Genomic DNA, 22694 nt, shown 5'->3' with positions numbered 1-22694 from the left:
TCTAATTTGATACTTTCTGTTTAATAAGATTTTCTACACAAATTTCAATCATTTCATAAACTTTATCAAAACCTTCAAAGCCTTCAAAGAAGTATGGATCAGGTACATCTTGACCATCAAATCCAAAATCTCCTAGTTTTAATACATCTTTAGCACCTAATTTTTTAAGATTAGCTATATTTGAGTCATCTAATCCTACAACTAAATCATAATTTTTTAAATCTTCTATAGTTACTTGTTGTGCTCTTTGTTTTGAAATATCAAGGTTATTTTGTTTACAAACTTTTATAGAGTTTTCACAAGGAGGCTCACCTATGTGCCAATCACCTGTTCCTGCACTTTGTACATTTAAATCTAAGTTATTTTGTTTTGCATATCTTTGCCCTACTCCTTGAGCTATTGGAGATCTACAAATATTTCCAAGGCAAACAAAGATAATTGATTTTACATTACTCATTTTCATCTAATCCTATATTTATATATTTTCTAACTTTTTTTATTTCACTTAAATCGGCATTTACTTTGATAATCTCTTTATCATCATCTTTTACTACATTCCCAAAAGGTGAGATAATAGCACTTCCTTTTGCCATATTATCATCTGCACTATTACTTGCTATTACAAAACATTGATTTACAAGTGCTAGAGATTTTGAGATAGTTTCATAGTGGTCTTTTCTTTTAAGTCCCCACATAGCAGGATTTAAAATAATATCAGCACCTTTTACTTTTTCCCAAAGTTGTGGGAATCTAAGCTCAAAGCAAATCAAAGTGGCTACTTTTAAACCGTTTATATCAAGGATTTTAATATCTTCTTTATCTCCTGCTTCAAAATGCTCCAATTCATTTCCCAAAGGAAATAGTTGTACTTTTGATTGAGTATGTAAAATCTTTTGATTATGAAACACATGTAAAGTATTAAAAAACTTATCGTCTTTTTTAGTGATAAAAGTCAAAGATATAGTTTTGTTAACAGCAAGTTCTTTTATCTCTTCTATGGCTTTTATACTAAATTGTGAGGCTTCTTGCATACGGTCATAACAAAAACCACTAAGAGCTATTTCGGGAGCTAAAATAATAGAGTTTTCTTCACACTCTAAAATCAAGCTTTTTAAATGTTCTAAATTCTTTTGAAAATTTTCACTTGTTTTAACTTGAAGTGCTATTAAGTTCATCTAATACCTTTTTTATTAAGTTTTCTACAGCTGTTTGATAAGAAATAGCTGTAGCATGAGAAGTAGCTTCGTATTTTGTTACAAGTTTTGGTTCTGTGTTTGAAGCTCTAACAAGTGCCCAACCATACTCAAATACTATTCTAATACCATCTACTTTTATTACCTCTTTTATTACAGGAAATCCCCTTTGAGGCTTTTTAATCTCTTGTTTTAGTTTTTTTATTAAAGTAAATTTAATATCTTCATTTATAAACATTTCTATATTAGGACTTGTGTAAACACTTGGAAGTTTAGCTATTTGCTTATCAAGGTTTACACCTTTGTAAACAAGTTCTAGTACTCTAAGTGTGGCATATATAGCATCATCATATCCATAATATCTGTCATTAAAGAAAATATGTCCAGATACTTCTGCTGCTAGGTCAGCATTTAACTCTTTTAGTTTTAATCTTAAGTTTGAATAACCTGTTTTATCCATAACTGTTTTACCATGATTATTTATCTCATCAAAGATATTTTGAGAGTATGTAACCTCTCCGATAATCACAGGATTTTTCATAGTTTGTGAGAAAAGATAGGCTAAAGTATCACCTTTTATATTGTGTTTTTGTGTTAATACAGCAATTCTATCAGCATCTCCATCATATGCAAAACCAAGATTTATATCATCTTTTAGAAGTTTTTTTAAACTAGCAAGATTTTTCTCTTTTGATGGGTCTGGATGGTGATTTGGAAAGTTTCCATCAGGTATTGTATTTAAAGCTTTATACTTTAAATCAAGCTTATCAAGTATTTTACAAATAACAGTATTAGCAACGCCATTTCCACAATCTATTGCAAACTTCTCTTTAAAGCCTTGCAAGTGTGAAAACTGTTTAACCATGTAATCTATATATAGTTTTCTTGCATTGATTTTTTCATAAGTTAAATCTTTTTTGATTTTTATATCAGGTTTTTTTTTGATTTGTTTATAAACCTTTATTAAGTCATCTGCAAAAAAAGGTTCATTGTTTACTGTTATTTTAAAGCCATTATATTTTTTTGCATTATGGCTTCCTGTAATCATAATAGAAGCATTTGGTGTAATGTTTTGCTTTTTTATTTTAAAACTTTGGAAAGAAGCAAAATAGTTAACACCAGTTGCTACTAAGCCACAGTTTAAGACTCTACATCCTGAAGCATTTAGTCCACTAATAAGGGCTTTGAAAAGCATTTTTGAGTGTTTTCTTACATCATACCCTACAACCACATAGGCATTTTCACAGCTTTTTTTCTGGATTTGTTTTCCTAAATGGTAAGCTATAAGTTTTGTGTTTTCTTTAGTAAGTTGTGTATTTACAACTCCTCTAATGTCATACTGTCTAAAAATATTTTTATCTATCAATTCTTCACTTCTTAATAATTTTTTGTATTATACTTAAGATTTTTTATTTTCTAAATTAAGTAGAAACTCTTTTTTTTCATCTCCACCTGCATAAATATTTGAAACACCCTCTTCTTTCATAACTCTATGACAAGGAACAATAATATTTAGCATATTTTGAGCACAAGGACTCTCTAAGGCTTTTTTTGACTTTAAACCTTCTATTTGTGAGGCTATTTTCTCAAAAGTTGCAGTTTTTCCATAAGGTATTTTTAGAAGCTCTTTCCATACTTGTATTTGGAAAGTAGAACCAACTAACTGCATAGGTAATTCAAAAGTGGTTCTTTTTTTATTGAAGTATTCATCAAGTTGCACTCTTAACATATCAAAGTACTCACAGTTTGATGGAATAACATCAACATTAAAACTCTTCTTTAAAGTATCAATTCTAGCTTCAATATTAAAAGGTGTAAAGTAACATAACATCACTAAACCTTTTTTTGTAGCTGCTGCAAACATTTGCCCTAAAGGGGTATCTATAGTTGTTGTTAAAATAATCTCTTTTGATTGCGTTTTATATTCTCTCATGGTGGGATTTTATCATAAAGAAATTAAGATATAATACAAATATGCAAAATATTGATACTAAAAATATAAAAGTTTTATTTGTTGAAGATGATGATATAGCAAGACAAAATGGTGTAGAGTATTTAGAAAACTATTTTGACTTTGTATATGAAGCAAGTAATGCTTTAGATGCTTTAAAACTTTATGAAAAAGAGCAACCTCATATTATAATCACAGATATACAAATGCCAAAACTAAATGGCTTAGAGTTTGTTCAAAGAATAAGACAAAAAGATAAGAAAGTACAAGTTATAGTAATCTCTGCTTTTTGTGATAAAGACTATTTGTTTAAGGCTATTGAGTTACAGCTTGTAAAGTATCTAGTAAAGCCTGTAGATGATAAAAAGTTTGATGAAGCAATAAGTCTTTGTGTAAATGCTTTAAAAGAAGATAGCTCAAATATCATCAAGTTAGATGAGCAGTTTAGTTTTGATATGTTTAATCTAACTTTATTTAAAGATGAAGAGTTAGTAAAGCTTAGAACTAAAGAGCTTGATTTTTTATCACTACTTTTAAAAAACAAAAATAGATTTGTAACCCATAGTGAGATTGAAAACTATGTTTGGAGAGATGATGTTATGAGTAAGGATGCTCTAAAGACATTAGTTAAAAATCTAAAAAACAAAATCCCAAAAGAGCTTATCTCAAATCAATGGGGAGTGGGTTATAAAATAGATGTATGATTTAGCCCTTGTATTAACTTATGGTATTACCTTTGGTATTGTATTGATGACAATAGTATATACTTTTATTAGGTATGTATACTCTAAAGAGATATTTTATATAAGTTATTGTTTGATGCAAATAGCTTCTCTTTTATATATAGTGGCATATAGTTCACTATTTGATATTAGTTTTTTTGTACAAGAGTTAGCTTTAGTTATTGCTAGTTTAAGTGCCTTGGTTTTTGCTGTAAATTTCTATGAGGGTAAGTTTATACCAAAGATTACAAACTATAAAGAGTTAATACTAAATACTTTTTTGTTAAACGTAGTAATACTTACAGCTTTTTATCACTATATGCTTTTTGAGTATTTGCCTTATACTATTATTTATGCTGTTTTATTTATCTCTGTGATTTTTAATCTAAAGCAAGGATTTAAACCAACTTTAGTTTATGTTTTAGGTTGGTCTGTTTTTTGTTTGATACTTTTTATTTGGGACTTTAAAGGTTTCTACACAACAAACGGTTATATGGACTTAGTAATAGTAGCTTTTGCAATAGAAGCAGTTTTATTTACTATGTCAGTAGCTTATAGATACAACAGTTTAAAACAACAAAGTAAAAACTATGAAGAGATGCTATTTCAGCAGTCAAAACTTGCTAAAACAGGTCAAATGCTTCAAAATATTACCCATCAGTTTAGACAGCCTTTAAATAATATCTCGTATATCTTGATGAATCTAAAAAAAAGATATGAAAACAATAGGTTAGATGAGGAGTTTTTTTATAAAAAAACACAACAAGCAAATGAACAGTTACAGTATTTATCTAAAACAATAGAGGATTTTAGGCAGTTTTATACACCATCAAAAGAGAAAAAGAATTTCTTAGTAAAAGAGGCAATACAAAAAGCTGTAACTATAATAGAACCAGATTTAAAAAAGCATAATATCCAGTTGAATTTTAATATAAATACAAACGAGAATATTGAAGTTCATGGTATTTTAAATGAACTCTCGCAGGTTATCTTATCTTTATTGACAAACTCAAAGGATGAGCTTATAAATATAGAAAAACCAATAATAAATCTAGACTTAGACTCATCAAGTGCTGAGGTAGTAATAAAAATAGCTGATAATGCAGGTGGAATAAAAAATATAAACAAAATCTTCGAGCCTTATTACACAACAAAAAATGAAGGTTTAGGTATAGGTCTTTATTTGGTAAAACAAATAATAGAAGATAGTTTTGAAGGAAAAATTGAAGTAGTAAATCAAAAAGAGGGAGCTTTATTTACCCTCCTTTTGGAAAAAGCTAATTAATTCTTTTCTTTGAAAAGTGAATTTCTAGGATAGATAAAAGATAACTCTTTTTCAAGTTTAGCCTCTTTGTTCTCTTTTGTTAGGATATTAAGTTTTATATTTAAAGCCGTATCTTTTCTATCTGATAAGAAAAGTCTCTTTTTAGTCTCTAAAATCACTACTTTTTTAACTCTACCATTAGCTTTTAGTTTAAATGGCTTAAATCTTTTGATATAAAAATCTTTATTTTCAACTTCTAAAGCAAAAGTATAGGGCTTATCACTTGTGTTATGGAATGTCAAGATATAGTTATTTGAAACTTTATTTTCCTCTTTAATACTATAAAGTTTAGTTGTTTTATTTATGTTTACTAAGAAATACTCTTTTGTTGATGCAAACGATGCTGTAAGTATCACACATAAAGCCAGTGATACAAAATAAGCAATATTTCTTTTTGAGAAGATTGATACTTTTTTCTTTTTTATAACTTCATTTGTACTTCCCCAATGAATAAGCGACTCTTTACCCATTTTCCCCATAACTGTATCACAAGCATCACTACACTCTAAACAGTTGATACACTCAACTTGTAAACCTTTTCTAATATCAATATGCGTAGGACATACTTTAACACAGGCTTCACAAGTAGTACACTCATCATTTTTCTCTAGTTCTTTCATTTTGAAGATTGATTTTACATTATCTTTATAAATCTCTCCACCTCTGTTTATATCATAAACAACTTGCTTTGTGTCATCATCATAAAGAACAGATTGAATTCTAGAGTATGGACATACATAAACACAGAAGTTCTCTTTCATAAAAACAACATCATAGATTAAAAATAGTGCAATACTTAAAATAAACATTATTAAAAGTGTATGGTTTAGTGGATCTTGAAGTTTTGCAAAGAACTCTTCAGGTGGTACGAAATACCATAAGAAGTTTGAAGCTGCAACAAGCGATAAAAATCCCCAGATTAATATGGCTACATATTTTTTTATTTGATTAGATTTTTTTGAGTAGTCAATATCTTTTTGTTTATTTTTGTGTCTTCTAAGCCCTAAAAGTTTTGTCTCTATTAGGTCTCTATAAATAACTCTAAAGATAGTTTGAGGACAGCCCCAGCCACACCATAATCTACCAAACATTGATGTAATAGCAAAGATACCAATAAATAAAAGCATTAATAAAAATGGCATTATATAAAGCTCATTTACATTAAAAGCAAATCCCATAAAATGAAACTGCATTTTTTCAAATGATAGTAGTAATAAGTGGTTACCATTGATTGTAATAAATGGCATTAAAAAAACTACTAAACTGATAATTGAATAAGTAAGATACCTCTTTTGTGTATATTTCATATAAAACTCCTTTTAAAAGATTTTATAACTACTTGGTGTTCACTTGGTGGTATAAAAATCTTTTTTCTATTTTTTTGATACAATAAAATATAATTTTATAAAGGTATTTTATGATTGAATTAACAGAGCTTTATATGTTTATAATTGCTTCATTTTTATTGTGTTTAGCCCCAGGGCCTGATAATATCTATGTTTTAACACAAGGTATGACAAAAAGTAAGAAAGCTGCGATTGTTACTACTTTAGGTTTAGCTACAGGTCTTATTATCCATACATCAGCAGCAGCTTTTGGTATATCTGTGATTTTTCAAACTTCAGAACTTGCTTTTAATATAGTAAAGTTTGCAGGTGCTGCTTATTTACTTTATATTGCATATCAAGCTTTTAAATATAGAAATGAAAAACTTGATTTAAGTGCTCAAAACTCTACAAAAGAGCTTAAAAAGCTTTATGTTAAGGGTTTTGTGATGAATATCTTAAATCCAAAAGTATCTATTTTCTTTTTGGCTTTTCTTCCACAATTTGTAAATACACAAGCAGGAAATGTACCAATGCAAATGATTATCTTAGGAGCTATTTTTATGGCTTTAACTATTATAGTTTTTTCAAGTATTGGAATAGCTGGAAATCTACTTAGTAAAAGGCTTTTAGAAAACCCAAATATTGTAAAATATATGAACATCTTAACTTCTTTTGTATTAGTAGGACTTGGAATAAAACTTGCATTATCACAAAGGTAAAAAATGAAAATTATAATTGTATATATTGCTTTAGTAACATCTGTTTTTTCAATGAGTTTAAAAGATGAGATTGAGAGATGTTCAGTTTTAAATGAGAACCAAGATAGGCTTGAGTGTTATGATAGGGTTGCAAAAAAGCTTAAGCCAAGTGATGAGTTTATCTCAAAGGGTCTTTTACTTGTAAAAGAGTGTAAAAATTGTCATGGTAAAAATTGGGAAATCTCTACAAATGCTAAAAGGTTAGTAAAGGATATGAATGAAAATGAAATTTATAATTCTTTACTTGCATATAAAAATAAAAAGAAGAAGTTTTTAGCCATGAATTTTCAGATGAACAAATACACAAAAGAAGAGATAAAATTAATGGCAGAATATATAAATTATGAGATTTTAACTTCTAAGTAAGAACTACTTAGAAGCTAAAAAAAGTCTTGAAAAAACCTATAGCAATAAATGCTAAAATATAATAAAAGATTGAAATAGAATACATTCTCATTAAGAATATGGCAATTAAAACCAGCAAAAAATCAAAAATAGAGTAAATAGCACTAGGTATTACACTATTTATTAAAACGGCAAATAATAAGGCTACTACAGCTGCATTTATTCCAATAAGTGCTTTTTTTATACTACACTTTTTACTTAAAGATTCAAAACTTTCATAAAACGCAAGAATCAATAAAAATCCTGGAAGGAAAATAGCTAAAGTAGCTAAAAGTGCTCCTAAAAGTGCAGACTCTTTTAAAATAGCTGAACCTAAATAAGAAGCAATTGTAAACATAGGTCCAGGAACTGCTTGTGCTAAAGAGTAAGAAAGTAAAAAGTCATCTTTTGATACTAAGTCTTTTAGTGTTTCTTGAAGTAAAGGAAGTACAACATGCCCTCCTCCAAATACTAAACTACCTGCTTCATAAAATGAGCTAATAATTTGAAGTTCTATGCTAGTTGAACTAAAGATAGGAAGAATAAATAAAAGTGCAAAAAACATGATGAGAGGAAGCTTTTTATTTTTTATAGTTTCAACTTTTTCTTCAATAAACTCTTCTTTTGCAAAAAAGTATCCTATTAAAGCTGCTAATAATAGCACTAAAATTTGTATATAAACAAAAGATAATGAAATAAGAAAGATTGAACTTACAGAAAAAATTGCTAAGGTAATTTTGTCTTTACAAAAGCTTTTAAACATAGAGATTATAGCATCACTTACAACTACAACAGCAAATAGTTTCAAGCCTATAATTAAAGCTTCGATACTACTATTTTGACTAGAAGATAAATTAAAAGTAGCTATAAAATACAAAAGGATAAATGAGGGAAAAGTAAAGGCAACAAAAGCTGTGATAGCACCTATTAAACCACCTCTTTTAAGTCCTATTGCAAAGCCAACTTGTGAGGAACTAGGTCCTGGAAGAAATTGACTTAAAGCTAAGATTTTTGAATATGAATTATCATCAAGCCAGTTTAGTTTTTCAACAAATGTTTTTCTAAAATATCCTATATGCGCCATAGGACCACCAAAACTAAAAAGCCCTAGTGTAAAAAACTTTATGAATATATCAATGTAATTTTTCATTACAACCTTTCAAAAAGATATGATTATATCTTTTTTTTTAAGAAAGGTTTGTAATCAATTTGTAATTAGTTTACTTCGTCAGTGTATACACAAACATTGAAATCTTCTACTAAACCATCAGGGTTTACGCAGTGTGTTTCAAAAAATTCTGTAATATATGGTTTTTGGCAGTGAAGCTCAAAATCTTCACTTGATGCCCAGATTTCATTAAAAACTATAGGAAAAGATTTTCCCATAGCATTTGGATGTTCAAAATGTTTTGTAACTATGTATTGAATACATCCATCTTCTCTTGTAGTTTGTGGTTCTAAGCCTTGTAAAACTTCAATAAGTTCTTGCTCTTTCCCTTCTTTTGCTTTAAATGATGCAATACAATATACTTTTTTTGACATTATCTTGTTTGCCCTTTTCCATAGATTTTATATTTAAATGTTGTTAAATCATTTATTCCCATTGGTCCTCTTGAGTGAAGTTTATTCGTTGAAATACCAACTTCTGCTCCAAGTCCAAAAGCTCCACCATCTGTAAATCTCGTACTTGCATTTGCATATACACAAGCAGCATCTACATTGTCTAAGAATTTATTTACAGCAGTATAGTTTTCACTTAAAATTGACTCAGAGTGACCTGAACCATATTTTGAGATGTGTGCGATAGCTTCATCTACATTTTGAACTATTTTAATATTTAAAATATTTGCTAAATACTCTGTATCATAATCTTCATGAGTTGCACATTGAATATCTAAATGTTTTAAAGTCTCTTTACAACCTTTAAGTTGTGTTCCATGTTCCATAAATGCATCATAAAGTCCAGGTAAAATATAAGGGGCAATTTCTTGATGAACTAATAGTGTTTCCATGGCATTACAAACACCAGGTCTTTGAACTTTTGCATTTAAAGCAATATCTATAATTTTATTGTGTGCAGCATCTCTATCAATATAAATATGACATAAACCTTTATCATGTTTGATAACTGGTACTGTAGCATTTTCGCTTACATATCTAATTAGAGCTTCTCCACCTCTTGGTACAATTAAATCTACATACTTATCTTGTTTGATTAGGTTGGCTACACCCTCTCTTGTTGAGTCTGGAAGTAAAGAAATTGCTTGTTCTGGTAGTTTGTTTTTTGATAAAACTTGTCTTAAAACATTTGCAATGGCTTTATTTGAGTACTGTGCCTCTTTTCCACCTTTTAATACACAAACATTTCCACTTTTAAAACAAAGTGCAGCAGTATCAGAAGTTACATTTGGTCTACTTTCATAAATAATACCAATTACTCCAATAGGAACAGATACTTTTTGGATATTAAGGCCATCTTCTGTAACCCATCCATCAAGTAGTCTTCCTACTGGTTCTTTTTGTGAAGCAATTTGTCTAATTGCATCAGCCATTCCTTGAACTCTTTCTCCTGTAAGAAGAAGTCTGTCAAGTAAGGCTTCACTTAAGTCATTCATATTTCCTTCATGCATATCTTTTCTATTGTGGTCAATAATATAATCACAATGTGCCATTAATGCATCAGCCATTTCGTTTAGTACTCTATTTTTTGTTTTAGTACTAAGGTTTGCAATAGTTCGGCTAGTTTTTTTAGCCTCTTCTAAAAATTGTTGCATTACATATCCCTATATTTTAATTTAATAAGGATATTATATCAAAATTAGCTATTAACTCTTTTAATCATTTATTTTAACAACATATCTTCCTACAGCTTTACCTGCAAGTAATTGTTCATAAGCACTTTTAACTTCTTCAAGTGAAATCTCATTTGTAATATTTTTTAGATTTTCAATTTTCCACTTGCTCGCTAGTTTTTCCCATGCGGCTTGTTTTTTTTCTAATTTACACTCAACTGAGTCTATACCAATAAGTCTAACACCTCTTAAAATAAATGGGAATACATTCGTATTTAATTCATGGGAAGATGTAAGTCCACAACAAGTGGCAACACCATCATATTTGATAAGCTTTAAAGCATTTGCTAAAACATCTCCACCCACAGTATCAACAACACCTGCATATTTCTCACCTAAAAGAGGTCTTTTTGAGCTTTCTTCATTGAAATTATCTCTTAAAATAACTTCACTAGCACCTATTCTTTTTAAGTAATCAACTTTTTCTGATTTTCCAGAAATAGCTACAACTTTATAACCAATCTTACTTAAAATAGATACAGCAATAGATCCAACTCCACCTGTTGCACCTGTTACTAAGATAGGTCCTGTCTCTGCTTTTATTCCATTGTCAATTAGCTCATTGATTGAAAGTGCAGCTGTTAATCCTGCTGTTCCAAATGTCATAATCTCTTTATCTGTAATTGAATCAGGAGTTCTAGCTACCCAAGAAGCAGGTACTTTTACATATTGAGCATGTCCACCATCTGTGTTCATTCCTAAATCATAACCAGTAACTAATACTCTCTCCCCTGCTTTGAAAATCGGTGATTTTGACTCATAAATTTCACCAGCTAAGTCAATTCCTGTAACATGTGGGAAGTTTCTTGTAACACCTGGATTTCCAATTGAGCTTAATGCGTCTTTATAGTTTAGTGATGAATAGTTAACTTTTATTATTACTTCATTATCTGCACATTTAGGCATTGATATTTCTCTAACTTCAGTGTTAAACTCTTTATCTGCTATTTTTTCTACAACTAATGCTTTCATTTTAATCCTTAGTTTTGATATTTTTAAAAGTTTAGCTAAAATACATCTAAAGAGCAAGAACTAACAAAAAAGATAGGTACTTACTAAAAAGATACTATGGAGTATTAAAATGACTAAAAAAATAGATGAAAACATAGAACAAAGTATTGATAAATGCCCAGTAGAAACTGCACTTGATGTACTTGCAGGAAAATGGAAAATCTTAATTTTGTGGTACTTAAGAAGTGAGAAAAAAAGATTTAATGAATTACAAAAACTTCTTCCAAGAACAACACAAAAGATGTTAATACAAAAATTAAGAGAACTAGAAGAGGATGGAATAGTTCATAGGGAAGTCTATCCCGTAGTTCCTCCAAAGGTTGAATACTCATTAACCAAATATGGAGAGAGTTTAAAACCTATTTTAAAACAGATGTACTTATGGGGTGAGATACATAAGGAAAAATTTAAATCTTAAGATAAGGCTTTTTTCTTAAGAATAAAGTACATAATTATACTAAGTCCTGTTCCTGATAATATCATTGACATTATCATAATTTGATATCTAACAGCAATCAATGGGTCAACTCCTGATAGGATTTGACCTGTCATCATTCCAGGTAATGATACTAATCCTACTGCTAATAGTGAGTTGATTTGAGGTATCATTGAAGCTTTGAAAGCATCTCTTCTTGATACTTCAAAATCATTTGTTCTATTGTAATCACTTTCAAATCTCTCAATAGCTAAAGATAGGCCATTCATGTTATTTGCAAAGACCATACCAGCAAGTGGTATTACATACTGTGGTTCGTAAATATTTACTAATTCTAATACAAAGTATAGTATTAAGATTAAATGAACTAAACTAGAAATTGTACATGAAATAAATATATATAGATATTCATTTTTTGTTTTGTTCTTTATATTTCTAATACAAATCCAAGTTGAAACTATTAACATAAAAGAAATTACTAAAAATCCTATATATAAATCTTTATTCTCAAATAAAATTAATAGTATATATCCTATTGCTAGTAATTGTACAACCATTCTAATGGTTGCGTATATAATCTCTGTTTGATTACCTACCCAAGATTTATAAAAGTACCAAACTACAAATAATGGTAAAGTTAAATACAATAAGTTTATTAAAGGAATTGTTTGCATGCACTTATTGTAAAGGAACTTTACTTTTTATCTTCTTTTGTAACTAGTAGAAGGTTTGATAATGAGAGTTTATTTAGTAAGTCAAGTAGTTTTACAACTCTTTCATATTTTACTTCTTTATCTATTCTAACTATTAAAGCTCTTTTTTTATCTACTTGTTTTAAACTCTCTTCTAATTCTTGAAAGTCTATTTCTTTTGTATTATAAGCAAGACTATCTTTTGAAATTTCGATTACAATCTCTTCTTTCTTAACCATTTGAGTACTACTTTGTGATGAAGGTAAAGATAGGTTTAAAACAGTCTCATTCTTCTTAAACTCACTTGCAACGATAAAAAAGATTAGAAGTAGAAACACCACATCAATAAGTGGTGTTAAATCCATTGAAATTAGTTCTCTTTTTTTAACTAATCTTCTCACGAGTTATCCTATGCACTATTAAAGACTCATATTTAGCCTCTAGCTTAGTAAAAGCACCTTGTAGATAGTTGTATCCTATATAATGTGGAAGTGCAACGATAAGACCTCCTACAGTTGTAATAAGTGCAAGTGAAATACCTGAGGCAAAAGAGTTAGCTCCACTTGAAAAACCAGTTGCAGCTATTGTTTCAAATGATTGTAAAACACCAATTACTGTTCCTAAAAGTCCTAAGATGGGAGAAATAGTTGCAATAATTTTAATTGTATTCATACCACTTTCACATGAAAGTAAGTATTTTGAGGCTTTGTTATATATCTCATCTTCTAAAAATTTAAAAGATGTTGAGTGCTCTTTTTGAACTTCATTAAATATATTTGTTACTATTTTTTGTGCTTTTCTTTTTTCAATTTGAAGCTGAATAAATTTCCAAAGTAAAATAGTAAGTCCTACTATATTTAGAAATACTAAAATATACATAACATATCCACCTAAGTGTATATATTCAATTAATGAGTATTGCATGTCTGTCCTTATTGTAATTTAAACTCAATAGGAATAATTATATCCATATATGAGGCTTTTATTTTTTTATTAAATGGCATAAATGAGTTAGTACTTATAATAGCTTCTAAAGCAGCTTTATCCAATCTTTTCTTGCCACTTGATGTATGAATTTTTATATTTATAAAAGTACCATTTTTTAGAACTCTAAAAGAGATTGTAGAAATACCTTGTTCATTTAATCTCTTTGAGATTTTAGGGTAGTGTTTGTTTTCATCTATTTTTGCTCTTAAGGCATTTAGATACTGACTTTTTAGACTATTTTGTTCTTTTTTTATCTTTTGTGTATCTTCAATAGTTTTTAATGGTGCCTTTTTAACTTCTTTTATAGTCTTTATTTCTTCTGAGACTTTTTGGGGCTTTTGTATTTTCTCTACTTTTTTAGTCTCTTTTTTTTGAGTTTTCTCTTTGGATTTCTCTTTTTTTATGATTTTCTTTTCTATGATAGGCTTTTTAATCTCTTTTTTTTCTATTTTTTTTACAACTTCTTTTTTCAACTGTGGCTTAGTTTCAGGCTTTTTTTCTATTTTCTCAATTTTTTTTATCTGAGCCATTTGAAGATTTACTTTATGTTCTTTTATGACTTCATCTTGAATGAGAAGAGTTTTATTTTTGGGTATTTCCATACTAAATAAATAGTAATGAATAGTACTAATAGATAAAAGAGATATTATAAAAAGTTGTAAGTTCATAATTGCCGTTTTTCTTTTTTGATTAGGCATATTTTAGTAAAGAAGTGTTAAAAAACTATTAATTACTTAATAAGTCTTTTAAACTATCTAGGGGATTTTTCCCATCAAGTACTAGTTTTACTTCCTTTGCTATAGGAGTATATATTTCATGTGTTTCAGATAGGTTGTAAATAGCTTCACTTGTTTTAACACCCTCAGCTACTTCACCAAGTTCTTCTAAAATAGTCTCTAAACTTTTATTTGAAGCAAGACCAAGTCCTACTCTAAAGTTTCTACTCATAGTAGAACTAGCAGTTAAAAATAGATCCCCTGCTCCACTTAAACCAACAAAAGATGATTTTTTAGCTCCAAAATGTTTACCAAATCTTTGCATTTCTACTAAACCTCTTGAGATTAATGAGGCTTGAGCATTTTTCCCAAGATTTAATCCCTCACAAATACCACTAGCAATTGCAAGTACATTTTTGTATGCTCCCGCAACTTCAGCACCTATTACATCATCACTGTAATAAGTTTTTATAAAGTTAGGGAAGAAAGGTTCAAACTCATCATAAAGCTCTTTTGATGATGAATTTAAAACTAAAGCACAAGGTAAACCTTTTATAACTTCTGCTGCAAAAGATGGCCCTGAGATAAAACCAATATTCTCTTCAGGCACAAAATCTGCATAAATCTCATTTAAAAACTCTCCCGAACTTGCCTCTATACCCTTTGAAGCAACAAGAATCTTTTGACCTTTAAATTTGAAGTTATTTTTTAACCAAGCTCTTATTTCTTGGGCAGGAATCGCTATCACAAGATAATTACAATCCAAAGCAGTATCTAAATCAACAAAATTCTCAATCTCTCTTTTTGTTCTTGATGTGATTAAACACTTTTGATTTTGAGATAGTGCATAGTGTAAGGCTTGACCCCATTTACCTGCACCAATTACTGCTATTGAATTTTTACTCATCTATGCCTTTCTTATGATAATCTTTGTTTTAGTAACTCATTTACTTTAGCTGGGTTTGCACTACCTTTAGATGCTTTCATAGTTTGACCTACAAAGAATCCAAATAGTTTTTCTTTACCGCTTTTGTATTCATTTACTTTATCTTCATTTGCAGCTAAGATACCATCAATAATCTCTAAAATAGCTCCATCATCAGATACTTGTTTTAATCCAAGTTCATCAATAACTGCATCTACTTCAACTTCTGGTTTTTCCATTAAGAAATCAAGTACTTCTTTTGCTGCTTTACCTGAGATTGTCCCATCTTCAATTGCTTTTACAATTTCTGCTAATTTTTTAGCTTGAACTGGAGAGTTTTCTAAACTCATTCCTTCTGTAAATCTTGCTGGTAACTCAACTGTTAACCATGTAGCGGCATTTTTACCAGAAATTCCTTCATTCATCATCTCATCAAAGAAGTTTGCAGTCTCTAAGTTTGCTGTAATAACAGATGCATCATACTCTTTGATACCAAATTCGTTAACAAATCTAGCTTTTTTCTCATCTGGAAGTTCTGGAATCTCAGAATATTTTTCCATCATTTCATCTGTAATAATTACAGGTAATAAATCTGGGTCTGGGAAGTATCTGTAATCAGCAGCATCTTCTTTCCCTCTCATAGATCTAGTTTCACCTTTTTCTGGGTCAAATAGTCTTGTTTCTTGAACGATTTCTGTATCATGTACACCATCTTCCCAAGCTTCAATATGTCTGTTTACTTCATATTTGATTGCTTTTTCGATGAATTTAAATGAGTTCATATTTTTGATTTCACATCTTGTGTATAGCTTATCATCACCTTTTGGTCTAATAGATACGTTAACATCTGCTCTAAATGAACCTTCTTGCATATTTGCGTCACTAATACCTAAGTATCTTACAATTGAGTGAAGTTTTTTAAGATATAAAATAGCTTCTTCAGCACTTCTCATATCAGGTTCTGATACGATTTCTAAAAGTGGTGTTCCTGCTCTGTTTAAGTCAACTTGAGATGAATTACCTGCATGAATACTTTTACCTGCATCATTCTCTAAGTGAGCTCTTGTAACACCAATTTTTTTACTTGTACCATCTTCAAAATCAATAACTAATTCACCAAGTCCAACTACAGGAACTTCAAATTGTGAGATTTGGTATCCATTTGGTAAATCTGGATAGAAGTAATTTTTTCTATTGAAAATAGATTTTTTATTTATTTGTGATTTTAAAGCAGTACCTAACATAATAGCTTTATGAACTGCTTCTTTATTTAGTACAGGTAAAGCCCCTGGTAATCCTAAACATGTTGGACATACATTAGTATTTGGTTCTTCTCCAAAACTTGTTGCACATGAACAAAATAGTTTACTTTTTGTATTTAACTGAGCGTGTACTTCTAAACCAATAATTACTTCAAACATATCTGACATAAGTTTTTATCCTTTTTATTTTTTCCTGTTTTATCTTACTATTTTAATATTTGCTGTTAATCTTTCTTTTTCAAAATAGTCTTTTAAATATTTTTTTTCTCTGATTTTCATAATATCATTAAAGATTTTACCTTTTACAACTTCAAAATCTAAAACTGTTGTACCTTTTTTCTGTGCAACATATAAAGTGTTATAAGCTCTATTTGCTGTAAAGATTGGTGTAAAGCTTTTTGTTTTAGTTTTATCTAAAAGAAATTGCATTTGAGGGTTAAGTTTTGAACTCTCTAAACTAATTGAGTTTCTTACTACCTCTTTTGATACTAGTAAAGGATTTTTAATAGTACTAATTAAAGCATTTCTATTTTTTGATGAATATTGAATAACTTCTATTGTTTTTGCAGTTGTAAATTGCGCTTGATTGTTATCATAGTAGATTTTTAAATCTTCTTCATTTGCAATTTTTAATTGACCTTTAACTAGTTTTTCTATTAGTTTTTGTCTAATTACAGCTTTTTTAGCTTCTTCTTCAAAAACTTCGTAATCACTATATTGTTGTCTTACAATTGATTTAAAAGAGTAAACATCCATACCATTTGAAGCAGCTAATTTTTCAATATAATTATTTACATCAAATACATCAGCAGAGATATTATGCTTTTTTACAAGTTGTTCAAATAATAGTTCATCAATCAGCGAGTTTACAGCTTGATTTTTTGATAGATTCTTTTGAACCATTGTTTTATCAATGTCATATAGAGTTATAGGCTCACCGTTTACTGTGATTGCAATACCATTTATGATACCAGCAAAACTAAGCGAATAGCCCACTAGAAGGGATAATAAAAGTTTATACATCAAAAATCCTTTTTAATAAAACAGACATTTTACCAAAAAAATGGTAAATATCTGTTTTGACTAAAAAAAGATTATAAATTTTTAGCAGTTGTTACTTTGTTTATTAGGTAAAAGATTGAATTATAGTCTAATCCTGACTCATCACTTAAACCAATCTCACAAGTTTTAGAAGTAGAAAATGCCATTTTAGCACCTGCTGTTTGTGTTTTTAAGTTTCTTAATGCAGATTTATTAAGTTCAGGGAAATTAAACCCTCTATCTCCTGCAAATCCACAACATTGTACATCAGCAGGAATAATTACTTCTGTAGAACATAAAGTTGCAAGTTTTTTAAATTTTGTTTCTAATCCCATTTTTCTTGAACTACAAGTGGTATGAATTGTAATAGGCTCATCAATAGGTGTAAATTCTAAATCATTTGTTAAGAACTCTAAAGCAAATTCAATTGGTTCATAAATATCAAGATTACTATCAAAGCTTTCCATCATTTTTTTAGTACATGGACTTGTATCACAAAGAACTGGGTACTCTCCATCTTTACTTGCTTTTAATAAGGCTTTTTCTAATTGTTGTGATTTTTGTTTAGACGCATCATTAAAGCCTTTTGAACTAAATGGCATACCACAACATAAATTACCTAAGTCTTCTGGGAAAATGATTTCATATTGTGCTTTTTGAAGTAGCTCAACAGTTACATCAAATAGCTCTTTCTTTTCTTTTGATACAGAACTTCTACCCATTGTTCTATTTATACAAGAAGGGAAATAAACCACTTTTTTATCTCTTGATTTTTGTTCAAATTTTGTATCAATTGTAATTGCTTTTGGCATTGATGTAGACCATTTCGCACTTTTACCTTTTGTCCAGTCTCGAATAGTATCTGTAATACTTTCCATACTCGCAGTTCCTACAAGTTTGTGTATTAGATTTGCACCATGAAGTCCAACTTTCATTCCAGTAAGTGTAGTAGAGAAATTATTAGCTACAAAGTTAGCAACTCCATTTGCTCTTGCACTATTTTGCTCAGCTCTTAAGTGTTTTGTTAAACTTCCTGTATCAATTTTAACAGGACATGCTGTTGAACATAAACTACATGTTGCACATGTTTCAATTCCATCATATTGATATAAATCTTTATACTCTTTTGCCTCTTCAAACTTACCTTCTCTTTCAAGAGCAGATATTTCTCTATTTATTACTATTCTTTGTCTTGGAGTTAAAGTTAAATCATTTGATGGACATGTAGGTTCACAGAAACCACACTCAATACATTTATCAACAATCTCATTTGTTGCAGGCATTGCTTTTAGGTTTTTAAGGTGTGCTTGAGCATCATCATTGATAATAACACCAGGGTTTAATAAACCTTTAGGGTCAAATAATTCTTTGATTCTTTTCATCATCGAATAAGCAGTTTTACCCCACTCTACTTCAATAAATGCAGCCATATTTCTACCAGTACCATGTTCAGCTTTTAAACTACCTTGGTATTTAACTGCAACAGAATCAACTACATCATTCATAAACTCATCATATCTTTTAACTTCTCTTTCATCTGAGAAATCTTGAGTAAATACAAAGTGGAAGTTCCCCTCTAGTGCATGTCCAAAGATTAATGCTTCTTTATACCCATGCTTTTTAAATAGTGCTTGAAGCTCTAAAGTAGCTTCTGCCAAACACTCAATAGGATAAGCAACATCTTCAATAATAACTGTTGTTCCTACTTTTCTTACAGCTCCTACAGCAGGAAATAAACCTTTTCTTATTTTCCAGTAAAGTGTATACTCTTCAATATCTTTCGTGAAGTAAATATCTCTTACAACTTCAAACTCTTCAAGTAACTCTTCAAGTTGAGAAATTTGAATATCAAGCTCTTTATCATTTATAGCTCTTGTTTCAATTAATAAAGCAGTTACATCTTTATCAAAATCTTTTATGAATTCTGGCATTGCAGGGTCATTTTCAATAGAAGCTAGACCTGCTCTATCCATTAGTTCAACGGCATCAACAACAATAGTTTTAGCTTCTCTTGCAAGTTTTAGTTTAGTAACTGCATTACATGCTTCTTTTACATCTTTGAAGTAAATTAAAGCACTTGCTTTATCTTTTAAGTCTTCAACTGTATAGTAAGTAATTTCTTCTATAAAAGCTAAAGTCCCTTCACTACCAATGATTAAGTGTTGTAAAATTTCAAACTCATCATCAAAATCAACAAGTGAATTTATAGAGTATCCACATGTATTTTTTATTTTAAATTTTTTATTTATTAAAGCTGTTAGTTTTTCATCTGCTTTAGTTTCATTTGCAATATCTTTAAGTGCAGATAAAAACTCTCCATGAGATTTTCTAAAGGCATCTTTGCTTTCACTACAAGCTGTATCAAGTCTTGCTCCATCAGCAAAAATTAATTTCATAGATTTTAGTGTTTTATAAGAGTTTTGAGAAATACCACAACACATACCAGAAGCATTATTTGCTGCAATACCACCAATCATAGCTGCATTAATAGAAGCTGGATCAGGACCAATTTTTTTACCATATGGTGCTAATAGATTATTTGTTTGTGCACCTGTTAATGCTGGTTGAAGTGAGATAGTACTTTTATCATCAGCAATTTTAAAATCTGAGAATTTTCTTGATGTAATGATTAAAATAGAATCAGAAATTGCTTGACCAGAAAGAGAAGTTCCTGCTGCTCTGAATGTTACACTTAAATTCATATCACTTGCTAAAGTAACAATTTTATGAACTTCATCTGCATTATCAGTTTTGATTACAATTTTAGGAATTAACCTATAAAAAGATGCGTCTGTTCCATACGCTAATGTATGTAACTTATCTGTAAAAATATTCTCTTGTTTAATTTCTAAGCTAATTTTGTTATAAAAATCTTGGTATTTACCTTCTAACATTTTGTATCCTTTAGTAGTTTTGTATTATATAGTTTTTTTTAATAAAAAGGATAGCTATTATTCAAGGCGAGGTACTGTATAGATTCTTTGTTGTGGATCATCAATAAATCCAAACATTTTATCACTTACTTTTAAGATGATATTTGAGATTAGTTTTTTTAACTCTTTTTTCATAGGTTAACTCCTATTTAAAAAAGTAAAAGGAGTTAACCTTTTACTTTTAATTAAAGCCCTAGTTATTTGGATTTATACCAAAGAACTCTGGATAGAATGCAACTAATAGTAATACAACTATTTGTATTAAAATAAATGGAATAACACCTTTATAGATTTGAATTGTTCTAACTGTTGCTGGTGCAACACCTTTTAAGTAGAACAACGAGAATCCAAATGGCGGTGTTAAGAATGATGTTTGTAAGTTCATCGCAATTAAGATTGCAAACCAAACAGGGTTAATATCTAAGTTCATTGCAATTGGAACTAAAATAGGAACAATAATATATGAAATCTCAACGAAATCAATAAAGAATCCTAAGATTAAGATTGCAATCATTGTAAAGATAATGAATCCCCATTTCTCATCACCTGGTAAACTTAACATAAAGTGTTCAACAATCTCTTCTCCACCTGTGTAAGAGAATACCATTGAGAATGCAGTTGCACCAATTAGGATACCAAATACCATAGATGTAATTTTTACAGACTCTAAAGAAGCCTCTTTTACCATACCTACTGTAAATGTTCTGTAAAGTAATGATAATCCAATTGCACCTAAACATCCAACAGCTGCAGATTCAGTTGGTGTTGCAACACCTGCAAAAATTGAACCAAGTACTAATAAAATTAGTGTTAATGATGGAATAATATCAATTAAAGCTCTAACAACTTGTTTACCTTTTGAACCTCTTGCAGGATCAGCTGGAATTGCAGGTGCCATGTCTTTATTTATAAATGCCATAACTAAAATATATAGGATATAAGCACCAACTAATGCTAAACCTGGCCATACAGCAGCTTTAAATAAATCACCAACAGGAACTTGGAATACATCTCCTAAGATAATTAATACAATTGAAGGAGGAATAATTTGACCTAGTGTTCCAGATGCACAAATAGTACCACAGGCAAGTGGAACATTATATTTGTATTTCATCATTACAGGAAGTGAAATAACACCCATTGCAACAACTGAAGCCCCAACAACACCAGTAGAAGCTGCAAGTAATGCACCAACTAATACAGTTGAAATAGCAACTCCACCTCTAAGCTCTCCAAATAAGAATCCCATTGATTCTAGTAATCTCTCAGCAAGACCTGTTTTTTGAAGAACAATACCCATGAAGATGAACATAGGAACAGCCATTAAAATTGTGTTTTGCATAATAGACATAATTCTAAATGGCATAAAGTCGAACATTGCAATACCTTCATCTAAACCATCAAGAATTAATGGCATAAATTCTGCACCCTCATCAGCGTAAGACATAACTTCATAAATACCTGCAATAAGTCCGAATATTACAGAAACAGCTGCAAATGTAAATGCTACTGGAAATCCAAGAAGAAGCATAAACAATGCAGTAAAGAACATTATAATACCAATCATTTTTTATCTCCTTCTTCGATATTGTGTTTGTGGTCTTGAATATCTTGTCTTAAGTGATCAATTTCACTTTTTAAACCACTTTCATTGAATTGGTGTAAACCTTTATAAATATTTAGGTTCTTAATAAAGAATCCAATAGATGTGATAATTAATAAGGCAAATGATAAAGGAATAAGTGATTTTACAATCCATCTATTTGTTAATCCACCTGGATCACCACTTTGTTCATTTGATGTATAAGATTCAATTACATAATCAATAGAACCAAGTCCAATTAGTAAAGCAATTGGTAAAATAAATGTAACTACACCAACCATATTAATGATTGCTTTTTTCTTATCAGTTAATCTATCATAGATTAAGTCAACTCTTACATGGCCATCTTCTTTTAATGTATAAGCAATACCTAGAAGAATAATTACAGAGAATAGGTGCCACTCCATCTCTTGCATAGCAATACTTCCTGTATTAAAAAAGTATCTCATAATTACATCATAGAATACATTTAATATCATTAGCACCATTGTAAATGCAGTAATATATCCTATAGTATCAGCAAATTTATCAAATGCTTTTTCTAGTTTTAACAGCATAAAAATCCTTTTGATTCAT

Annotated in this window: 24 protein-coding genes; 5 read left to right on the top strand and 19 right to left on the bottom strand. The window is 29.5% G+C overall.

The window, feature by feature from the left end:
* Position 1: 1 nt before the first annotated feature.
* Genes ACH5BF_RS03605 through ACH5BF_RS03590 form a run of 4 tightly spaced genes read right to left on the bottom strand, consistent with a single transcriptional unit; the run spans position 2 to position 3126 of the window.
* Complete coding sequence (locus ACH5BF_RS03605; RefSeq protein WP_423272785.1) at positions 2–457, bottom strand: low molecular weight protein-tyrosine-phosphatase; 456 nt, start codon at positions 455–457, stop codon at positions 2–4.
* Positions 450–1175, bottom strand: coding sequence for a carbon-nitrogen hydrolase family protein (locus tag ACH5BF_RS03600; RefSeq protein WP_423272783.1), 726 nt, complete (start codon positions 1173–1175; stop codon positions 450–452). Before ACH5BF_RS03600 ends, ACH5BF_RS03605 begins: the two co-directional genes overlap by 8 nt.
* Positions 1150–2559, bottom strand: a complete 1410-nt coding sequence (locus ACH5BF_RS03595; RefSeq protein WP_423272782.1) for a phosphomannomutase/phosphoglucomutase — start codon at positions 2557–2559, stop codon at positions 1150–1152. The genes ACH5BF_RS03600 and ACH5BF_RS03595 overlap by 26 nt, the downstream gene beginning before the upstream one ends.
* A gap of 33 nt (positions 2560–2592) precedes the next feature.
* On the bottom strand, positions 2593–3126 hold the full coding sequence (locus ACH5BF_RS03590; protein ID WP_423272781.1) for a methylated-DNA--[protein]-cysteine S-methyltransferase: 534 nt from the start codon (positions 3124–3126) through the stop codon (positions 2593–2595).
* A 41-nt stretch (positions 3127–3167) separates the two neighbouring features.
* Here ACH5BF_RS03590 and ACH5BF_RS03585 point away from each other — a divergent pair, with 41 nt between their 5' ends.
* Complete coding sequence (locus ACH5BF_RS03585) at positions 3168–3848, top strand: response regulator transcription factor (protein WP_423272780.1); 681 nt, start codon at positions 3168–3170, stop codon at positions 3846–3848.
* Positions 3841–5151 (top strand): ATP-binding protein, encoded by a 1311-nt coding sequence (locus ACH5BF_RS03580; protein WP_423272779.1) that lies wholly within the window; start codon positions 3841–3843, stop codon positions 5149–5151. Before ACH5BF_RS03585 ends, ACH5BF_RS03580 begins: the two co-directional genes overlap by 8 nt.
* On the opposite strand, the gene ccoG is transcribed toward ACH5BF_RS03580, so the two are convergent.
* Positions 5148–6497: a cytochrome c oxidase accessory protein CcoG gene (ccoG, locus tag ACH5BF_RS03575; RefSeq protein ID WP_423272778.1), complete on the bottom strand. Its 1350-nt coding sequence runs from the start codon at positions 6495–6497 to the stop codon at positions 5148–5150. The two genes, ACH5BF_RS03580 and ccoG, sit on opposite strands and share 4 nt — an antisense overlap.
* Before the next feature lie 110 nt (positions 6498–6607).
* Between ccoG and ACH5BF_RS03570 the strand changes: the two genes are divergently transcribed.
* Together ACH5BF_RS03570 and ACH5BF_RS03565 are read left to right on the top strand one after the other, a co-directional pair.
* On the top strand, positions 6608–7237 hold the full coding sequence (locus ACH5BF_RS03570; protein ID WP_423272777.1) for a LysE family translocator: 630 nt from the start codon (positions 6608–6610) through the stop codon (positions 7235–7237).
* A gap of 3 nt (positions 7238–7240) precedes the next feature.
* Complete coding sequence (locus ACH5BF_RS03565) at positions 7241–7642, top strand: c-type cytochrome (protein ID WP_423272776.1); 402 nt, start codon at positions 7241–7243, stop codon at positions 7640–7642.
* Between the two features lie 7 nt (positions 7643–7649).
* On the opposite strand, the gene chrA is transcribed toward ACH5BF_RS03565, so the two are convergent.
* From chrA to ACH5BF_RS03545, 4 genes are all read right to left on the bottom strand, one after another.
* Positions 7650–8810 (bottom strand): chromate efflux transporter, encoded by a 1161-nt coding sequence (gene chrA / locus ACH5BF_RS03560; protein WP_423272775.1) that lies wholly within the window; start codon positions 8808–8810, stop codon positions 7650–7652.
* A 65-nt stretch (positions 8811–8875) separates the two neighbouring features.
* Entirely contained in the window at positions 8876–9202 is a 327-nt protein-coding gene (locus tag ACH5BF_RS03555) for a putative quinol monooxygenase (RefSeq protein ID WP_423272774.1), read from the bottom strand.
* The gene (locus ACH5BF_RS03550) at positions 9202–10434 is read right to left on the bottom strand and encodes a glutamate-5-semialdehyde dehydrogenase (RefSeq protein WP_423272773.1); all 1233 of its coding nucleotides are present in this window, start codon (positions 10432–10434) and stop codon (positions 9202–9204) included. Before ACH5BF_RS03550 ends, ACH5BF_RS03555 begins: the two co-directional genes overlap by 1 nt.
* Positions 10435–10494: 60 nt before the next feature.
* The gene (locus tag ACH5BF_RS03545; RefSeq protein WP_423272772.1) at positions 10495–11484 is read right to left on the bottom strand and encodes a YhdH/YhfP family quinone oxidoreductase; all 990 of its coding nucleotides are present in this window, start codon (positions 11482–11484) and stop codon (positions 10495–10497) included.
* 109 nt (positions 11485–11593) lie between these two features.
* Between ACH5BF_RS03545 and ACH5BF_RS03540 the strand changes: the two genes are divergently transcribed.
* The gene (locus ACH5BF_RS03540) at positions 11594–11941 is read left to right on the top strand and encodes a winged helix-turn-helix transcriptional regulator (RefSeq protein WP_423272771.1); all 348 of its coding nucleotides are present in this window, start codon (positions 11594–11596) and stop codon (positions 11939–11941) included.
* Here ACH5BF_RS03540 and ACH5BF_RS03535 read toward each other — a convergent pair.
* The 10 genes from ACH5BF_RS03535 to ACH5BF_RS03490 form a co-directional block, all read right to left on the bottom strand.
* Entirely contained in the window at positions 11938–12633 is a 696-nt protein-coding gene (locus tag ACH5BF_RS03535; RefSeq protein ID WP_423272770.1) for an ABC transporter permease, read from the bottom strand. The two genes, ACH5BF_RS03540 and ACH5BF_RS03535, sit on opposite strands and share 4 nt — an antisense overlap.
* 20 nt (positions 12634–12653) lie before the next feature.
* Positions 12654–13052 carry an ExbD/TolR family protein gene (locus ACH5BF_RS03530; protein WP_423272769.1) on the bottom strand — a complete coding sequence of 133 codons (399 nt, stop codon included), beginning with the start codon at positions 13050–13052 and terminating at the stop codon, positions 12654–12656.
* Positions 13036–13575, bottom strand: coding sequence for a MotA/TolQ/ExbB proton channel family protein (locus ACH5BF_RS03525; RefSeq protein WP_423272767.1), 540 nt, complete (start codon positions 13573–13575; stop codon positions 13036–13038). The genes ACH5BF_RS03530 and ACH5BF_RS03525 overlap by 17 nt, the downstream gene beginning before the upstream one ends.
* A gap of 8 nt (positions 13576–13583) precedes the next feature.
* Entirely contained in the window at positions 13584–14306 is a 723-nt protein-coding gene (locus tag ACH5BF_RS03520) for an energy transducer TonB (RefSeq protein ID WP_423272765.1), read from the bottom strand.
* Between the two features lie 58 nt (positions 14307–14364).
* Positions 14365–15261 (bottom strand): NAD(P)H-dependent glycerol-3-phosphate dehydrogenase, encoded by an 897-nt coding sequence (locus tag ACH5BF_RS03515; RefSeq protein WP_423272764.1) that lies wholly within the window; start codon positions 15259–15261, stop codon positions 14365–14367.
* A gap of 11 nt (positions 15262–15272) precedes the next feature.
* The gene (gatB, locus tag ACH5BF_RS03510) at positions 15273–16700 is read right to left on the bottom strand and encodes an Asp-tRNA(Asn)/Glu-tRNA(Gln) amidotransferase subunit GatB (RefSeq protein ID WP_423272904.1); all 1428 of its coding nucleotides are present in this window, start codon (positions 16698–16700) and stop codon (positions 15273–15275) included.
* Between the two features lie 39 nt (positions 16701–16739).
* Positions 16740–17564, bottom strand: coding sequence for a SurA N-terminal domain-containing protein (locus ACH5BF_RS03505; protein ID WP_423272762.1), 825 nt, complete (start codon positions 17562–17564; stop codon positions 16740–16742).
* Positions 17565–17635: 71 nt separating this feature from the next.
* Positions 17636–20476 carry an FAD-binding and (Fe-S)-binding domain-containing protein gene (locus ACH5BF_RS03500; protein ID WP_423272761.1) on the bottom strand — a complete coding sequence of 947 codons (2841 nt, stop codon included), beginning with the start codon at positions 20474–20476 and terminating at the stop codon, positions 17636–17638.
* Between the two features lie 232 nt (positions 20477–20708).
* Positions 20709–22082 carry a TRAP transporter large permease gene (locus ACH5BF_RS03495; RefSeq protein ID WP_423272760.1) on the bottom strand — a complete coding sequence of 458 codons (1374 nt, stop codon included), beginning with the start codon at positions 22080–22082 and terminating at the stop codon, positions 20709–20711.
* Positions 22079–22675, bottom strand: a complete 597-nt coding sequence (locus tag ACH5BF_RS03490; RefSeq protein WP_423272759.1) for a TRAP transporter small permease subunit — start codon at positions 22673–22675, stop codon at positions 22079–22081. Before ACH5BF_RS03490 ends, ACH5BF_RS03495 begins: the two co-directional genes overlap by 4 nt.
* Positions 22676–22694: the final 19 nt, after the last annotated feature.

This window comes from Arcobacter pernae, from assembly GCF_049472135.1.
GTDB lineage: Bacteria > Campylobacterota > Campylobacteria > Campylobacterales > Arcobacteraceae > Arcobacter_B.
Note: the sequence above shows the minus strand (reverse complement) of the source record. Positions and strands in the feature narration are given on the sequence as shown.

Excerpts from the sequence above, each read along its gene's own strand:
- ACH5BF_RS03605 (WP_423272785.1), bottom strand. The coding sequence starts at position 457 with ATGAGTAATGTAAAATCAATTATCTTTGTTTGCCTTGGAAATATTTGT.
- ACH5BF_RS03490 (WP_423272759.1), bottom strand. The coding sequence starts at position 22,675 with ATGCTGTTAAAACTAGAAAAAGCATTTGATAAATTTGCTGATACTATA.
- ACH5BF_RS03495 (WP_423272760.1), bottom strand. The coding sequence starts at position 22,082 with ATGATTGGTATTATAATGTTCTTTACTGCATTGTTTATGCTTCTTCTT.
- ACH5BF_RS03540 (WP_423272771.1), top strand. The coding sequence starts at position 11,594 with ATGACTAAAAAAATAGATGAAAACATAGAACAAAGTATTGATAAATGC.
- ACH5BF_RS03585 (WP_423272780.1), top strand. The coding sequence starts at position 3,168 with ATGCAAAATATTGATACTAAAAATATAAAAGTTTTATTTGTTGAAGAT.
- ACH5BF_RS03570 (WP_423272777.1), top strand. The coding sequence starts at position 6,608 with ATGATTGAATTAACAGAGCTTTATATGTTTATAATTGCTTCATTTTTA.
- gatB (WP_423272904.1), bottom strand. The coding sequence starts at position 16,700 with ATGTTTGAAGTAATTATTGGTTTAGAAGTACACGCTCAGTTAAATACA.
- ACH5BF_RS03515 (WP_423272764.1), bottom strand. The coding sequence starts at position 15,261 with ATGAGTAAAAATTCAATAGCAGTAATTGGTGCAGGTAAATGGGGTCAA.
- ACH5BF_RS03580 (WP_423272779.1), top strand. The coding sequence starts at position 3,841 with ATGTATGATTTAGCCCTTGTATTAACTTATGGTATTACCTTTGGTATT.
- chrA (WP_423272775.1), bottom strand. The coding sequence starts at position 8,810 with ATGAAAAATTACATTGATATATTCATAAAGTTTTTTACACTAGGGCTT.
- ACH5BF_RS03500 (WP_423272761.1), bottom strand. The coding sequence starts at position 20,476 with ATGTTAGAAGGTAAATACCAAGATTTTTATAACAAAATTAGCTTAGAA.
- ACH5BF_RS03525 (WP_423272767.1), bottom strand. The coding sequence starts at position 13,575 with ATGCAATACTCATTAATTGAATATATACACTTAGGTGGATATGTTATG.
- ACH5BF_RS03520 (WP_423272765.1), bottom strand. The coding sequence starts at position 14,306 with ATGAACTTACAACTTTTTATAATATCTCTTTTATCTATTAGTACTATT.
- ACH5BF_RS03555 (WP_423272774.1), bottom strand. The coding sequence starts at position 9,202 with ATGTCAAAAAAAGTATATTGTATTGCATCATTTAAAGCAAAAGAAGGG.
- ACH5BF_RS03535 (WP_423272770.1), bottom strand. The coding sequence starts at position 12,633 with ATGCAAACAATTCCTTTAATAAACTTATTGTATTTAACTTTACCATTA.
- ACH5BF_RS03550 (WP_423272773.1), bottom strand. The coding sequence starts at position 10,434 with ATGCAACAATTTTTAGAAGAGGCTAAAAAAACTAGCCGAACTATTGCA.
- ACH5BF_RS03545 (WP_423272772.1), bottom strand. The coding sequence starts at position 11,484 with ATGAAAGCATTAGTTGTAGAAAAAATAGCAGATAAAGAGTTTAACACT.
- ACH5BF_RS03590 (WP_423272781.1), bottom strand. The coding sequence starts at position 3,126 with ATGAGAGAATATAAAACGCAATCAAAAGAGATTATTTTAACAACAACT.
- ACH5BF_RS03505 (WP_423272762.1), bottom strand. The coding sequence starts at position 17,564 with ATGTATAAACTTTTATTATCCCTTCTAGTGGGCTATTCGCTTAGTTTT.
- ACH5BF_RS03565 (WP_423272776.1), top strand. The coding sequence starts at position 7,241 with ATGAAAATTATAATTGTATATATTGCTTTAGTAACATCTGTTTTTTCA.
- ACH5BF_RS03600 (WP_423272783.1), bottom strand. The coding sequence starts at position 1,175 with ATGAACTTAATAGCACTTCAAGTTAAAACAAGTGAAAATTTTCAAAAG.
- ccoG (WP_423272778.1), bottom strand. The coding sequence starts at position 6,497 with ATGAAATATACACAAAAGAGGTATCTTACTTATTCAATTATCAGTTTA.